This window comes from Pseudonocardia charpentierae (assembly GCF_031845345.1).
Classification (GTDB): domain Bacteria; phylum Actinomycetota; class Actinomycetes; order Mycobacteriales; family Pseudonocardiaceae; genus Pseudonocardia; species Pseudonocardia charpentierae.
This window is the reverse complement of record NZ_JAVREJ010000018.1, coordinates 32088-44591: the sequence shown is the minus strand read 5'-3', so window position 1 is coordinate 44591 and position 12504 is coordinate 32088. Positions and strand designations below refer to the sequence as shown.

The 12504-nt window shown below is 71.4% G+C and carries 19 protein-coding genes and 2 pseudogenes; 11 read left to right on the top strand and 10 right to left on the bottom strand.

The genetic code is table 11. The annotated features are described in order from the left end of the window. The first annotated feature begins 50 nt into the window (after positions 1-50). A complete protein-coding gene (locus RM445_RS22850; protein WP_311558873.1) occupies positions 51-1085 on the top strand; it encodes a helix-turn-helix domain-containing protein in 1035 nt (344 codons plus the stop codon). Between the two features lie 12 nt (positions 1086-1097). Here RM445_RS22850 and RM445_RS22845 read toward each other — a convergent pair whose 3' ends face one another. After that, positions 1098-1691: a sugar transferase gene (locus RM445_RS22845; protein WP_311558872.1), complete on the bottom strand. Its 594-nt coding sequence runs from the start codon at positions 1689-1691 to the stop codon at positions 1098-1100. A 396-nt stretch (positions 1692-2087) separates the two neighbouring features. Between RM445_RS22845 and RM445_RS22840 the strand changes: the two genes are divergently transcribed. Next, complete coding sequence (locus RM445_RS22840) at positions 2088-2330, top strand: hypothetical protein (RefSeq protein ID WP_311558871.1); 243 nt, start codon at positions 2088-2090, stop codon at positions 2328-2330. A 40-nt stretch (positions 2331-2370) separates the two neighbouring features. Here the strand turns inward: RM445_RS22840 and RM445_RS22835 are convergent, their stop codons facing one another. Continuing rightward, a complete protein-coding gene (locus tag RM445_RS22835) occupies positions 2371-2613 on the bottom strand; it encodes a hypothetical protein (RefSeq protein WP_311558870.1) in 243 nt (80 codons plus the stop codon). Positions 2614-2896: 283 nt separating this feature from the next. Here RM445_RS22835 and RM445_RS22825 point away from each other — a divergent pair, with 283 nt between their 5' ends. The 3 genes and pseudogenes from RM445_RS22825 to RM445_RS32450 all read left to right on the top strand — a co-directional run bounded on the left by RM445_RS22825 (position 2897) and on the right by RM445_RS32450 (position 3975). After that, the gene (locus RM445_RS22825) at positions 2897-3088 is read left to right on the top strand and encodes a sigma factor-like helix-turn-helix DNA-binding protein (protein ID WP_311558868.1); all 192 of its coding nucleotides are present in this window, start codon (positions 2897-2899) and stop codon (positions 3086-3088) included. A gap of 39 nt (positions 3089-3127) precedes the next feature. Further along, positions 3128-3526: pseudogene (locus tag RM445_RS32455) on the top strand (arginase family protein); the annotation flags it as partial. Positions 3527-3621: 95 nt separating this feature from the next. Continuing rightward, positions 3622-3975, top strand: a complete 354-nt coding sequence (locus RM445_RS32450) for an arginase family protein (RefSeq protein ID WP_397469387.1) — start codon at positions 3622-3624, stop codon at positions 3973-3975. On the opposite strand, the gene RM445_RS22820 is transcribed toward RM445_RS32450, so the two are convergent. Next, entirely contained in the window at positions 3905-4660 is a 756-nt protein-coding gene (locus tag RM445_RS22820) for an ATP-binding protein (RefSeq protein ID WP_311558867.1), read from the bottom strand. The genes RM445_RS32450 and RM445_RS22820 overlap by 71 nt on opposite strands. Before the next feature lie 141 nt (positions 4661-4801). Next, complete coding sequence (locus RM445_RS22815) at positions 4802-5089, bottom strand: YggT family protein (protein ID WP_311558866.1); 288 nt, start codon at positions 5087-5089, stop codon at positions 4802-4804. Between the two features lie 135 nt (positions 5090-5224). Between RM445_RS22815 and RM445_RS22810 the strand changes: the two genes are divergently transcribed. Next, the gene (locus RM445_RS22810) at positions 5225-6088 is read left to right on the top strand and encodes an alpha/beta fold hydrolase (RefSeq protein ID WP_311558865.1); all 864 of its coding nucleotides are present in this window, start codon (positions 5225-5227) and stop codon (positions 6086-6088) included. A gap of 23 nt (positions 6089-6111) precedes the next feature. Here the strand turns inward: RM445_RS22810 and RM445_RS22805 are convergent, their stop codons facing one another. Beyond that, complete coding sequence (locus RM445_RS22805; protein WP_311558864.1) at positions 6112-6483, bottom strand: TraR/DksA family transcriptional regulator; 372 nt, start codon at positions 6481-6483, stop codon at positions 6112-6114. Positions 6484-6548: 65 nt separating this feature from the next. Between RM445_RS22805 and RM445_RS22800 the strand changes: the two genes are divergently transcribed. Continuing rightward, positions 6549-7124, top strand: a complete 576-nt coding sequence (locus tag RM445_RS22800; RefSeq protein ID WP_311558863.1) for a dihydrofolate reductase family protein — start codon at positions 6549-6551, stop codon at positions 7122-7124. Between the two features lie 16 nt (positions 7125-7140). Here RM445_RS22800 and RM445_RS22795 read toward each other — a convergent pair whose 3' ends face one another. After that, positions 7141-7443 carry a hypothetical protein gene (locus RM445_RS22795; protein WP_311558862.1) on the bottom strand — a complete coding sequence of 101 codons (303 nt, stop codon included), beginning with the start codon at positions 7441-7443 and terminating at the stop codon, positions 7141-7143. A gap of 197 nt (positions 7444-7640) precedes the next feature. On the opposite strand from RM445_RS22795, the gene nhaA reads away from it, so the two are divergent. Beyond that, positions 7641-8939: a Na+/H+ antiporter NhaA gene (gene nhaA / locus RM445_RS22790; protein WP_311558861.1), complete on the top strand. Its 1299-nt coding sequence runs from the start codon at positions 7641-7643 to the stop codon at positions 8937-8939. A gap of 4 nt (positions 8940-8943) precedes the next feature. On the opposite strand, the pseudogene RM445_RS22785 reads toward nhaA, so the two are convergent. The 3 genes and pseudogenes from RM445_RS22785 to RM445_RS22775 form a co-directional block, all read right to left on the bottom strand. Then, a pseudogene (locus RM445_RS22785) lies at positions 8944-9194 on the bottom strand (winged helix-turn-helix domain-containing protein); the annotation flags it as partial. Positions 9195-9286: 92 nt separating this feature from the next. Further along, positions 9287-9958 carry a permease prefix domain 1-containing protein gene (locus RM445_RS22780; protein WP_311558860.1) on the bottom strand — a complete coding sequence of 224 codons (672 nt, stop codon included), beginning with the start codon at positions 9956-9958 and terminating at the stop codon, positions 9287-9289. Continuing rightward, the gene (locus RM445_RS22775) at positions 9955-10293 is read right to left on the bottom strand and encodes a PadR family transcriptional regulator (protein ID WP_311558859.1); all 339 of its coding nucleotides are present in this window, start codon (positions 10291-10293) and stop codon (positions 9955-9957) included. Before RM445_RS22775 ends, RM445_RS22780 begins: the two co-directional genes overlap by 4 nt. Before the next feature lie 67 nt (positions 10294-10360). Between RM445_RS22775 and RM445_RS22770 the strand changes: the two genes are divergently transcribed. From RM445_RS22770 to RM445_RS22760, 3 genes are read left to right on the top strand one after another with little or no spacing between them, the layout of a single operon-like run. Next, positions 10361-10837, top strand: a complete 477-nt coding sequence (locus RM445_RS22770; protein ID WP_311558973.1) for a hypothetical protein — start codon at positions 10361-10363, stop codon at positions 10835-10837. A gap of 3 nt (positions 10838-10840) precedes the next feature. Further along, positions 10841-11098 carry a DUF3817 domain-containing protein gene (locus tag RM445_RS22765; RefSeq protein WP_311558858.1) on the top strand — a complete coding sequence of 86 codons (258 nt, stop codon included), beginning with the start codon at positions 10841-10843 and terminating at the stop codon, positions 11096-11098. Positions 11099-11139: 41 nt separating this feature from the next. Then, positions 11140-11934, top strand: a complete 795-nt coding sequence (locus RM445_RS22760) for an HD domain-containing protein (RefSeq protein ID WP_311558857.1) — start codon at positions 11140-11142, stop codon at positions 11932-11934. A gap of 4 nt (positions 11935-11938) precedes the next feature. Here the strand turns inward: RM445_RS22760 and RM445_RS22755 are convergent, their stop codons facing one another. Continuing rightward, positions 11939-12325 carry a hypothetical protein gene (locus RM445_RS22755; protein WP_311558856.1) on the bottom strand — a complete coding sequence of 129 codons (387 nt, stop codon included), beginning with the start codon at positions 12323-12325 and terminating at the stop codon, positions 11939-11941. Positions 12326-12504: the final 179 nt, after the last annotated feature.

Here is a 12504-nt window from a genome sequence, read left to right as displayed (position 1 = left end):
GTCGCGCAAAAGGCGTCATCCGCGCGCCGGTCGGCGCGTAACCTCGCACCATGGAAGCGCTGGTCGAGCGCCTGTCACACCTGGATGCGCAAGCCGAGGGCTCGCTTCGGGTCGTCATGTTCTTCGACACGCTGATCCGCCGACGAGTGGACCTCCCCGCACTCGCCCGCGCCTCGGCAAGCCTGGCCGAGTGCGTCGCGGGGATCAGCCTCCACGGCGCCGAGCGGCCGATCCGTGCCGCGCCGGACGGCACGCCGGCAGCGGCGCCGCCGATCCCCGCGGCGATGACGGTTCCGATCACCCTCGACGAGGAGGAGATCGGTACCGTGTGGCTGGAACGCCCCGGCCCACCCGGCCGCCTGGACGACGTCCTGCTGGACCGGCTCGCCATCGCCGCCGCCGCGGTCGTCGAGCGGTACGGCCCGGCCCGGACCACCATGGCCGACCCCGCCCTCGTCGAACTGGTGATCAGTTCCGGCACCGACGAGGCGGCCCGAGCCCGCGCGCTCCGGCTGCTCGGGTTCGCGGCCGACCTGCCGATCCGCGTGGCCGCCGTGCGGTCCGAACTTGCGCTCGACCGGGTCGCCGTCCTGGCCTGCCCGGGCCGGCAGGCGAAGGCCGCGCCGCTTGCCGACGTCGGCGTCATCCTGGCCACCGGCATCGACCCGACCCGGTTCCCGGCGGGTGTGCGCGCGGGCCTCGGCGCCGCGGTCGGCCCCGACCGGTCGTGGCAGCAGGCCCGCACCGCTCTCCGGTTCACCACCGCACGCCGGCCGGTCGTCCGCCACGACAACCTGGGCGCGTTGGCGCTGCTCGCCCAGGTTCCTCCGGGCGTCATGCGGGACAACGCCGACGTGGCGGCCGTCGGCCGGATCGCCGACAGCGCCGAGGATCTGGAGACGCTGGACGTCTACTGCGCCGCCGGCTCCCTACGCCGGGCAGCCGACCTGTTGCACCTGCACCACAGCAGCGTCGCCCGACGGGTCGAACAGATCGGCAAGGCCCTGGACATCGACCTCGGCGAGCCCGCCGGACTGCTCCGGGCTCGGCTCGCCCTCACCGCGTGGCAGCTGCTCGACAGCTGAGAACCCGGACCGTCAGCGCGCGCCGCTGCCGAGCAGGGCCGGCACGGTGCGGATCAGGATGCCCAGATCCGACTGCAAGGAGCGGCTGCGCACGTAGCGCACGTCCAGCTCGAGCATCTCCAACGTGCCGAGCGCACTCCGGCCGCTGACCTGCCACAGTCCGGTGAGACCCGGCCGCACCTCGAAGCGCGGCGTGAACTCGGCGGGGAACATCTCCGCCTCCCAGCCCAGGCAGGGCCGAGGGCCGACGAGCGTCATGTCACCACGCAGCACGTTGAACAGCTGCGGCAGCTCGTCGAGGCTGGTGCGACGCAGGATCGACCCGACGCGGGTGATCCTGCGGTCGTTGTTCAGCTTGGAGCTGCCGCCGTCGACGGTGTCCTCGCCGCGCAGCTCCCGGGCGATGAGGTCACGCAGCGCGCGGTCGTCGACGCCCTGGAACATCGTCCGGAACTTCAGCAGGGTGAACCGCTGGCCGCGCAGCCCGACCCGCTCCTGACGGAACAGGGCCGGTCCGCTGCCCTCCAACCGGATGGCGAGGACGATCAGGAGCAGTGGAACGACGAGAAGGACGAGCAGGACGACACAGGCCAGAACGTCGACCACTCGCCGAATGGTCTCCGCGCCGTCGCTGCCGACGACGCGTGGTGTCCTCACTGAGTAGCTTTGCGTGGTCATCAACACCCCCCGAGATGTGCTCTGCTTCCCTAGACGTCCGGGAGCGCCTCATGTGGGCTACTCGGCCGAGGTGTTGTCCGCGTCGACACCTGTCCGTTACCGGTTCGCGACTTTCGCTGGGCCATTCGTGAACCGGGGCCGCGCGCGGCGATGGCTGTCGACCAGCACCTAGGCATCCTCCCGGGGCGAGGCCCGTGGCCTTCCTGCGACCATCGACCCCGGACGTCGGCATCTGACGGTGCCGTTGTTCGGGCACTCGGGGCGGAGTTGCGGCTACGGCCGTGCCGCGGCGGGTGCCGAACCTGAGACGAGGGGGTCCACGTGGTGACCAGACCTACGGCCAACGCGATCATTGAAGACGGACCGCGCGCAGGGGAGACGGTGCGACTCGACATCGGACACGAGGACGACCCTCCGAAGGAGTTCCTTCTCGCCGATGAGCACCTCGGAGTGCACACGGCGGACCATGCGGGGCGCCCTCCTACCGGCTCGGTGTCGACCTACCGGCTCGTCGGCCGCGACGAAGAGCGGGGCGGCTACCGCTACCGGGTCGTGCCGCGAAAATGAGGAGAGCCCGGCCGTGACCGGCGCCGACGTACAGTCCAGATCACCCTGGCCGGAATGCCCGGCGCACCGCGACAGCCAGACCGGCGCGCCGCCGGTCGTGGTCGCGGCGCTCGTCGCCGGCCGCCGCTGTGACGGTCGGGGACGCCGGTGACCAGGTCAGCGACAGTCCGATGACCATGGCGTAGACGTCGTGCGGGTCGAGGTCGGGATCGACGACCCCCCCACGATCACCGGGGAGGTGCTGCGCACTTCCGGGACCGCACGACCACGATCCGGCTGCCACGGCGGTTGCGGGAGCTGAACGGGCAGATCTACGACGCGCCGCCGAGCTCGCCCAGCGTCTGGGCCGCGCCGCGCGGCCGAGCGAGATCGCCCGACACCTCGGCCTGGACGTCGAGGTCGTCCTGGAAGGGCTGGCGGCCCACGGCGCGGGTCACACGTCCTCTCCGGACGAACCGGCAGGGGACGACGGCGGGGGCAGCGACTCGAACGGCCGGATCCGCTTTGCGGCTGCGCTCGCGCAGACCGAGCCGGACTTCGATCTCGTCGAGTACCGCGAGAGTCTTGTGCCGCTGATCGCGGCGCTGCCGGAGCGGGAGCGGGAGCGGGAGCGGGAGCGGCGCATTCTGCTGTTGCGGTTCTTCGGCGAGCAGACACAGACCGAGATCGCCGTGCAGGTCGGACACTCCCAGATGCACGTGTCACGCCTGCTGTCTCGGACCCTGGTCCAGTTGCGCCGCCAGCTGGCCACGGACTGACCGACGGCCGGACCCGACCGAGGCGGAGATGCGCCGCCGATGCCCGCCGTGGGCCACGATGTGTCGGTGACCGTCCTGTCGGTGCCCTTCCACCTCGATGAACAGCTCACCGGGTTCGTACCGCCCGTGCCTCCCGATGAGGTGATCGCACCTGCCCTGCCTGCCGGTGATCCCTGGAAGCGGATGGCGGTGTTGTACGCCGAGGTGGCCGACGCGGTGGATCTCGACGAGGTCCCTGTGGTGCTGTCGGGTGACTGTACGACCGCTCTCGCCGTGATGGCGGGGGTGCAGCGGGCGGGGATCGATCCGGCGCTGGTCTGGTTCGACGCGCACGGCGACCTGCAAACGCCGGAGACGTCGACGTCGGGGTATCTGGGCGGCTTTCCTGTGCGCCAGCTCGTGGGGGGTTCCGACCGATCGGTTCCTGATCGGTTGGGCCTGCGTCCGGTGCCGGAATCGGAGGTGCTGCTGGTCGACGCCCGGGACCTCGACCCGCCGGAGGGGGGTTCCTCCGCAGCTCGGCCATCCGGCGCGTGTCGGTCGACGCCGTGGCCGAGGCCCTGCCCGAGGGCCCGGTGCACCTGCACGTCGACGCGGACGTCGTCGATCCCGGCGACCTGCCCGGTCTGCGGTACCCGGCGTCGGCCGGCCCACGATTGCCCCAGGTCCTCAGCGCGGTCCGGGCGGTGCTGTCGACGGTTCCGGTCGTGGCGGTGACTGTCGGCTGCACCTGGCGCGGCGCGGGAACGCCCCAGTTCGCGGCACTCGTGCGGGAGATAGCAGAGTCGCCCGCTGATCCGCGCCCGAGGGTGGCGGTCACCCCTTTCGGGGAGCGGGGTCGGTGTCGAGGATCGCCCAGACCGACTTGCCGTCGTCGTGCGGTGTGACTCCCCAATGCCGGCTGAGGCCCTCGACGATCAGTAGGCCGTACCCGTGGCCGTCGCGGACACCGGGCTGGGGGAGCCAGTGCGGGTCGGGCCGATGGTCGTCGACGGAGATGTGCAGGCGGCATTCGTCGAGCGCGAGGTGGAGCACACAGCTCGTGCGGGCGTGCTCGACGGCGTTGGTGACCAACTCGGTGACCACCGCCTGCGCCGCGTCGTGCAGCTCGTCGGGCAGGTCCCAGTCCTCACTGGTGACTGTCAAGTACGTGCGGGCGAGTGTGGGGGCGGTCGGGTCGTACGGCAGCTCGTGGTTGCGGACGATGCGCGGCGGCCGGGCGGCGAGCAGCCGCTCGGCCTCGTCGACGGAGGTGGCGAGCGGCACGGTGAGGTGCACCCGGGCGGCCCGCAGCATCTTCGCGGTGCGGGGTTCGGGTACGGCGAGTACGAGGCGGGCCAGCGGCCACCCGCCGGCATGGGCCAGCGCTCTGCGGAACACCCCGGTTGCCGGTGGCCAGCGCAGCACGGCCTCGGACAGGTCCACGATCACCCGCCCGCAGTCCAGCAGATGCTTGGACACTGCCGGCCGCACGGACCGGAGCGCCGTCGCCTGCGTCAGGTCGCCGTGGACGGTCAGGACGACATGGTCGCCCTCGTCGCGTTGCCGGGTGATCAGCTGTTCGGGACCCACCGCCGCACCGCATCCGTCCCGTTCGCTGGAGACCGACGACCCCGAGCTGGGCTGCGCCGGCTGCTCGGACGGTACCCACCGCAGCACAGCCCATGCCGAACCGGTTGAACGAGCTGGGACCACGGCCCGGGCCGCAGAAGGTCAGAACGGGATGAACGGCACCACGACGGTCCGGAGGATGATCACTGCCAGGAACACCGCGGCGAATGCCAGGTCGATGCCGACAGAACCGATCCGCACCGGCTTGAGTACGCGACGGACCGGGGCGATCACGGGTTCGGTGATGCCGTGCGTGATTCGGCGGGCCTGGTAGAGGCCGCCGCCACCGGCGGTCGCCGGCGACAGCACGCCGACCCAGTCGACGATGATGCGAGCTACCAGGACGAGTTGGAACAGAACGAGGACGAATCCGAGCAAGCCTGCGATCACCGCATGTTTCCTTCCGCTCGTCTTCGAGTGTCCTCCGCGCAGTTGAGAGCCGGCTGTGAGTTCCGGCCAAATCCGCTTTTCGGGCATACGGGGTGCAGCGCGATGACTTCCGCCGTCCCGATGAGTCCAGCACCCATGACTACGCACATGCTGACAACCGCCGACGTCGACCTCGCCTACGACGTGTACGGCCCGCTCCCCACCACCGATGGCCGTCCGCCGCTGTTCATGATCGCCCAGCCGATGACGGCGGAGGGCTTCGACGCACTGCGCGGGCACTTCCCCGACCGCACCGTCGTCACCTACGACCCACGGGGGCTGGGCCGTAGCACCCGGAAGGACGGACGCGTCGATCACACGCCGACCGATCAGGCGGCCGACCTGCACGCCCTGATCGGTGAGCTGGGCGGCCCGGTCGACGTGTTCGCCAGCAGCGGCGGGGCGGTGACGGCGCTGGTGCTGGTGGCGGCGCACCCCGGCGACGTCGCCACCCTCGTCGCACACGAGCCGCCGATGAACCCGGTCCTGCCTGATGCGCAGGCCGCCGACCGCGCCCGCGCGGCCTTGTACGACGCGTACCAGGCCAAAGGCCGCGGAGCCGGTATGGCCGCCTTTTTCGTGATGACGAGCTGGCAGGGCGAGTTCACCGACGACTACTTCGCACGGCCTGCTCCGGACCCGGCCGCGTTCGGCATGCCCACCGAAGACGACGGCTCCCGTGACGACCCGTTGCTCTCGGACCGGTCGTGGGCGATCACCGACCACCGGCCCGACGTCGCCGCCCTCACTGCGGCCCCGACCCGCATCGTGATCGCCGTGGGCGAGGAGTCGGCGGGTACCTACACCGCCCGCACGGCGGTGGCCACGGCAGAGCTGCTGGGCCAGGCGGCGACGGTGTTCCCGAGCCACCACGGCGGGTTCCTGGGTGGGGAGTTCGGTTGGTCCGGACAGCCCGAGGCGTTCGCCCGGAAGCTGCGTGACGTCCTCGACGTCCGATGAGGCGCGCGCCCGTGTGGAGTCGGTCATCTCCGGTGGCGCCGCTTCCCGGCGCAGTCCAGGCAGGTCTCCGCGGCGGGGAGGGCTTCGAGCCGGGCATCGGGGATCTCGCACCCGCAGTTCAGGCAGCGGCCGTAGGTCGTGGCCCGTAGACGGGACGCCGCGCGGTCGAGTGCGGCGATCTCCTCCCGGGCGCCGGCCAGCAGGCCGAGGATCTGGGCGCGTTCGAAGCCGATCGTCACCCCTTCGGGGTCGTGCTCGTCGTCGTGCGTGGTGAGGGCCTGTTGCTCGGCGAGTGCCTCGATCTGGGCGGCCAGGGCTACGGATCGGCTCGCGGCGTCGGCGCGTGCCGCCACGATCCGGACGGCGATCCGGGCGGCATCGTCACCACTGCTCACCCGATGAGTCTTGCAGTCGTTCCCGGTCTTCACTCCTACGTTCAATCGCCGTGAAGGAGAACGACATGACCGCCACCTACACGTTCGACGTCTTTTCCAGCCTCGACGGCTTCGGCGCCGCGAGCGCCAACTGGTCCGGTTACTGGGGGAAGCAGGGTCCCGAGCTGCTCGACCATCGTCTTGCCTTGTACGGCGCGGAGCAACGGATGGTCTTCGGAGCCAACACCTTCCGGGCGTTCGTGCAGATGCTGGCCTCGAGCACCGAGGAATCCGAGGTGCGCGACCCGTGGGTGACCCGGATGTGGAACACGCCGGCGACGGTGGTGTCGACGACGCTGGAAGAACCTCTCGACTGGCCGAACGCGACCGTGGTCAGCGGTGACGCCGTCGACGTCGTCGCCCGGCTGAAGGAGGAGTCCGATGTGCCGTTGCGCTCGCACGGGAGCCTGTCTTTGAACCGGGCCCTGATGGCCGCGGGCCTGGTCGACCGCGTGCAGGTGACGCTGTTCCCCGTCATCACCGGTCGGACCGGGCTGGACCCGATCTTCGGGGGTGCGGACGACTTCGACCTGGAACTGATCGAGCAGCGGACGCTCGACGGTCACATCCAGGAGCTGATCTACCGACCCACCCTGCACTGACCCCGGGCCGACGTGCTCACGAGGGAACGGGCGGGTCCCACGCCGTCGCCCCGAACTCGACGGCCTGCTCGCTCGCGCTGACGATCGTCACGAGCGCGAGCCGGTGACCGTTCGTCCGCACGCAGAGGGCGTCGCCAGGCTGCAGGTTCCGGAGCTCGATGGCCGAGTCGGCGTAGCCGGTCTCGCGCAGGCAGGTCGCGAACGCGAACGGGCCGTTCACGACGGCGTGGCCGTTGTCGACGGACAACCGGCGTGCGTCGGCGGCGAATCCGACGTCGTGGTCACCGCCGGTGCCGGCGTTCCAGGTCGGGGTGGTCACGTCGTCGAGATCGACGCCATCCGACGGGCGCAAGAATGCGGCAGAGCACCGGGCCGCGATCTCCGCCGGGTCACGGCGTCGGCGGCCGGGGCGAGGCGGTCTCGTTGCCCCGGCCGCCCGTAGCGCTTAACGTAGCCGCTGGTGTGCCGGGAAGTCTGGTCGGCGGTCCCGTCGTCGACCTCTCCTGGAGTCCGCTCATGGCCAGTCCCTCGTCCCGGTCCGGCGGTCTGTTCGGCCGCGGCAGCTGGCCCGAGGTCAGTCGGATCGCCGAGATCCTGCGGGCGGAGACGGTCGGCGGGATCCTGCTGGTCGGGGCGGCACTGCTCGCCCTCGCCTGGGCGAACTCCCCGTGGAGCGCGGCCTACCGGACGCTCGGCGAGATCCGCGTCGGCCCGGCGGCGTGGCACCTGGACCTGACACTGGCGCAGTGGGCCGCCGACGGGCTGCTCGCGATCTTCTTCTTCGTGGCCGGGTTGGAGCTCAAGCGCGAGTTCGTCGCCGGTGACCTGCGGGAGCCACGGCGTGCCGCACTCCCGGTCGTGGCCGCGGTCGGCGGAATGGCCGTGCCCGCGCTGATCTACGTCGCGATCAACGCCGGCGCGGGGACTCTCGCCGGCTGGGCGATCCCGACGGCCACCGACATCGCGTTCGCCCTCGCGGTGCTGGCCGTGATCAGTACGCACCTGCCGGCGGCGCTGCGCACGTTCCTGTTGACCCTGGCGGTCGTCGACGACCTGTTGGCGATCACCATCATCGCGGTCTTCTACACCGGCTCGCTGCACGTCGTTGCACTGCTGGCGGCGCTGGCGCCGCTCGGGTTGTTCGGGTTGCTGGTGCAGCGCCGGGTGCGGTCGTGGTGGGTACTGCTGCCGCTGGCCGCGGCGACCTGGGTGCTCGTGCACGAGTCCGGAGTGCACGCCACCGTCGCCGGAGTGCTGCTGGCCTTCACCGTGCCGGTCCGGCGTCGCGCCGCAGGGGAGGGCCCGGGGCTGGCGGAGTGGTTCGAGCACCGGTGGCGCCCGTTGTCGGCGGGCGTGGCCGTACCGGTGTTCGCGTTCTTCGCCGCCGGGGTCGCGGTGACCGGCGGTGCCGGGATCGGGACGAGCCTGACCCGGCCGGTCGCCCTCGGCGTGGGCGTCGGACTCGTCGCAGGCAAGGCGATCGGCGTGCTCGGGGCGACGTGGCTGGTGCAACGGTTCACCCGGGCCCAGCTCGCCGAGGGACTGAGCTGGTGGGACGTGTTCGGGCTGGCCCTGCTGGCCGGAATCGGATTCACCGTGTCCCTGCTCATCGGCGAACTCGCCTTCGGTGTCGGCACGGAGTACGGCGCCGAGGTGAAGATCGGGGTGCTGAGCGGGTCACTGGTGTCGGCGCTGCTGGCCACCGTGGTGCTGCGCATCCGCAACGGCCACTACCGGCGACTGTGGAACGACGAGCAGCGCGACAGCGACGCCGACGGCGTCCCGGACATCTACCAGCAGGACGATCCCCGGTAGCCGCTCAGGTGTGGAACCGGTACCCCATGCCGGCCTCGGTGATGAGATGCCGCGGGAGGGCGGGGTCGCGCTCGAGCTTCCGGCGCAGTTGGGCGAGGTAGACCCGCAGGTAGCTGGTCTCCTTGCGCTCGCTCGGGCCCCAGATGTGGTGCAGGAGTTCACTGCGGCTGACGAGCATGCCGCGGTTGCGGGCGAGCAGTTCGAGGATGCTCCACTCGGTGGGGTGAGCCGAATCTGCTCCCCCTCCCGGTACACCCCTCTGCGCTCGCGCAAGCAGAACGCAGAAGCAGTACACCGGAGCAGGCGACGATGCCTGAGGCGTTATGGGGCACGGTCGGCAGGTCAGGTTACGGGGCGTCGGCGTCGGGTGCTCGGCGATCGAGTTGTCCGCAACGACGGCAGGACCGAGCGGCGCCGGCGACCACCGCGTGCCCGACGATCGCCGTAGCGCTGGCGAGCAGGACCGCGGCGGGGGTTGCGGCGTCAGCCAGCACGGCGACGAGGACCGCGGTGGTGAGCACCATGGTCACGGCCGCGACGCTCGCGGTCCACGCGGTCGTCGTCGCCAGTCGGGCCGGTGTGTGCAGCGACCGAGCGAGGCGGCCGGTCGCGAGAAGGACGGCGCCGGCGTGCACAGCACCGAGGGCGGTCACCGCGGCCAGCGGGATCGCGACGAGTCGCCAGAGACCGCCGCCGGCGCCGACCCACAGCGTGTGCCAGCCGGCGAGGGCGACCGCTGCGCAGAGTGCGAGGCGTGCGGCGGTCGCCCGGGTCTGCCGGATCGTGAGCTCGCGCTGACATTCCGGGATCAGGTCGCGCGGGCGCCCGAACTCGTCGGTGGCCCGTTCCACGGCGGCGGCGAGTTCGCCACCGGCCGCGTGGTACGGCTCGGCCGCGTCCCGCAAGCCGTCGGCGATCTCGGCGAGCAGGCGCTCCTTCGCCCTCCGCGGCCCGTGCAGCGACGCGTCGAGGACCGCGGTGTACGCCGCGATCGGGTCCGGACCTGCCGACGTCGTCACGGCGTGCCGGGGGAGGGCGCCGGGTCCAGGACCGCTCCGATCGTGGAGGTGAACGTCCGCCAGGCCGATCGTTCGTCGGCCAGGGAGTGCCGACCGGCGTCGGTGATCTCGTAGCACCGCCTGCGCCTGCCGCCGTCGGCGAGCCAGACGCTGCGCACCAGGCCGAGCCGCTCCAGCCGGTTCAGAGCGGGATAGATCGTGCCGGTACGCAGCTCCAGCGCGCCGCCACTGCGGACCCGGACCGCGGTGATGATCGCGTAGCCGTGCAGTGGCTCGAGCTCGACGGCGGCCAGCAGCAGCCCGTCGAGGTGGCCGCGCACGGGATCGGGCTTCATAGGTTGACAGCCTACACATCTACTGAGTAGACAACCTACCTGTTGGCTATCTACTTATGGGGTGAGTATGGCCAAGGTCCTGCTCGCGGTGCACGTGCTCGCCGCGATCCTCGTCGTCGGGCCCGTGGCCGTGGCGACGTCGTTGTTCCCGCGCGCCGTCAGTTCTGGGGGCGGTCGGGTGACGGGAGAAGCCACCGGTCAGCAGGTCGAGACCGCCGGGTTGTTGCACCGGATCTGCCGCGGCTACGCGGCGGTGGGCGTCGTGGTCCCGGTCTTCGGGATCGCGACCGGCGCGCAACTCGGCGTACTCGGCGATCCGTGGCTGCTCGTGTCCCTGCTTCTCACGGTGGCTGCTGGGGCACTGCTCGGGGTGCGCATCCTCCCAGCCCAGCGCGGCTTGTTGGGAGCGGCCGGCGAGCGTGCCTCGACGGCGGTGGCGGCCCGCGTCAGAACGTTGGTCTTGGCCACCGGGGTGTTCAACCTGCTCTGGGCGGTCGTGGTGGTGCTGATGATCGTGCGACCCGGCTCGACGACGGGGGCGTGAGCCGTGCGACTGCTGCGCATCGCCGCAGGCACGGAGGCCGTGACCCTGCTGGTCCTGTTGCTGAACCTGGCCACCGTCCACGCGCCGGGAGTCGCGGCTGTGGTGGGGCCCGTGCACGGCGCCGCGTACCTGACGGCGATCGTCGCGGTGCTGCTGCACGACGGCGCCCCCTGGGCAGCCCGCTGGTGGGCTGCCCTCCCCGGAGTGGGCGGCCTCGTCGCGATCCGCTTGCTGCGACCGGCCTCCGCCTCGCCACCGTGACCGGCTCGCCCGTTCGCTACCGGCCCACGACGGGAGAACCCATGTCCTCGCCGCCCGATACCCCACCTTCCGGCACTTGTACCCGCCGGCGGCTCCTCGTCGCCGCCGGCGCACTCGCGGCGGTCGCCGGCGCGTGCGGCACTCCGGACGCTGCCACGCCGAACCACTCGGCGGCAGCCGTCGATCCGATCATGGATGACTTCGGCGATCTGCCGTTCCCGCGCACCACGCTCGCCGGTGCCGCGACCCGCCTCGCCGCGTCGACCGAAGACCCCGCGATCTTCCACCACAGCATGCGGACCTATCTCTACGGACGAGTCCTCGGCCGCCGACAAGGCGTCGAGCCCGGCCGCGACTACGACGACGAACTGCTCTACCTCGGCTGCGTTCTGCACGACCTCGGGCTCGGTACACGAGGTACCGGCGCCGGACGCTTCGAGTTGGACGGAGCCGACTTGGCGCGGCAGTTCGCCGTCGACAACGGAGTGCCCGATGGACGGGCCGATATCATCTGGGACGCCGTCACGCTGCACACCAGCCCCGATATCGCCGAGCGCAAGCGTCCGGAGATCGGCCTGGTCAGCATCGGTGCCGGGTTCGACCTCGGCGGCGACCCGGCCGCACTGCCCGCGGGGTACAGCGACCACGTGCACCGATGGCTGCCCCGCCTGCATGCGGCCGTGGCTCTGCACGACACGATCGTCGCCCAGGCGGTGAACCGCCCCGAGAAGGCGCCACCGTTCACCCTTGCCGGCGAGCTCGTGCGCCAGCAGACGGGGACGGCGTGGCCGAGCTGGCGTGACATCGTCGGCTCGCCCCGATGGGGCGACTACTGAGCGGTCAACTGGGCAGGCGCAGCTCCCGGAGCGAGGTGACGGCCTGAGCCCACTCGGCTTCGACGCCGATCGTGTCGTGGGGGCGCAGTTCGACGACGACGTCGCGCAGCCGCATGAAGGCGGCGCCCTCGTCGACGACGATGTCGGTGATGTCGCCGGGGGAGACGACGGTGGTGACCTCGTCGTCGGCGGCGAGGCACGTCAGTGCGGCGACGACCTCCGCGGCATGCGGGCCGCCGGTCCAGGAGACGCCGAAGCCCCCGCCGAGGCGCTCCCAGACGCTGACCCCGGCGGCCGTGCTGCCGCTCAGTGGGCTCATGTCGAAGATCAGTGTCATCAGTCGGCCGAACGTCTCGTAGGAGGCGGCGGTGCCGCGTGTCGTTCCGGTCATGGCCACACCGTTGCGGGTGTCGCCCGCCGGTGGACCGTCGACACGCGGCGCCGCAGTGGCGACCACCGGCACGAGCGATTCTCGCCTATCGGCGTTTAGCGTTGCCCGATTCGGTGGACCTGCGGCGGAATCGAGCGTCACCCGCCCGTGGGGTGAACGTTGGAACCGGTAGATGGGCT

Coding starts and splice junctions, on each gene's coding strand:
- RM445_RS22810 (WP_311558865.1), top strand. CDS start 5,225: ATGACTACGCACATGCTGACAACCGCCGACGTCGACCTCGCCTACGAC.
- RM445_RS22775 (WP_311558859.1), bottom strand. CDS start 10,293: ATGAAGCCCGATCCCGTGCGCGGCCACCTCGACGGGCTGCTGCTGGCC.
- RM445_RS22850 (WP_311558873.1), top strand. CDS start 51: ATGGAAGCGCTGGTCGAGCGCCTGTCACACCTGGATGCGCAAGCCGAG.
- RM445_RS22800 (WP_311558863.1), top strand. CDS start 6,549: ATGACCGCCACCTACACGTTCGACGTCTTTTCCAGCCTCGACGGCTTC.
- RM445_RS22770 (WP_311558973.1), top strand. CDS start 10,361: ATGGCCAAGGTCCTGCTCGCGGTGCACGTGCTCGCCGCGATCCTCGTC.
- RM445_RS22760 (WP_311558857.1), top strand. CDS start 11,140: ATGTCCTCGCCGCCCGATACCCCACCTTCCGGCACTTGTACCCGCCGG.
- nhaA (WP_311558861.1), top strand. CDS start 7,641: ATGGCCAGTCCCTCGTCCCGGTCCGGCGGTCTGTTCGGCCGCGGCAGC.
- RM445_RS22755 (WP_311558856.1), bottom strand. CDS start 12,325: ATGACCGGAACGACACGCGGCACCGCCGCCTCCTACGAGACGTTCGGC.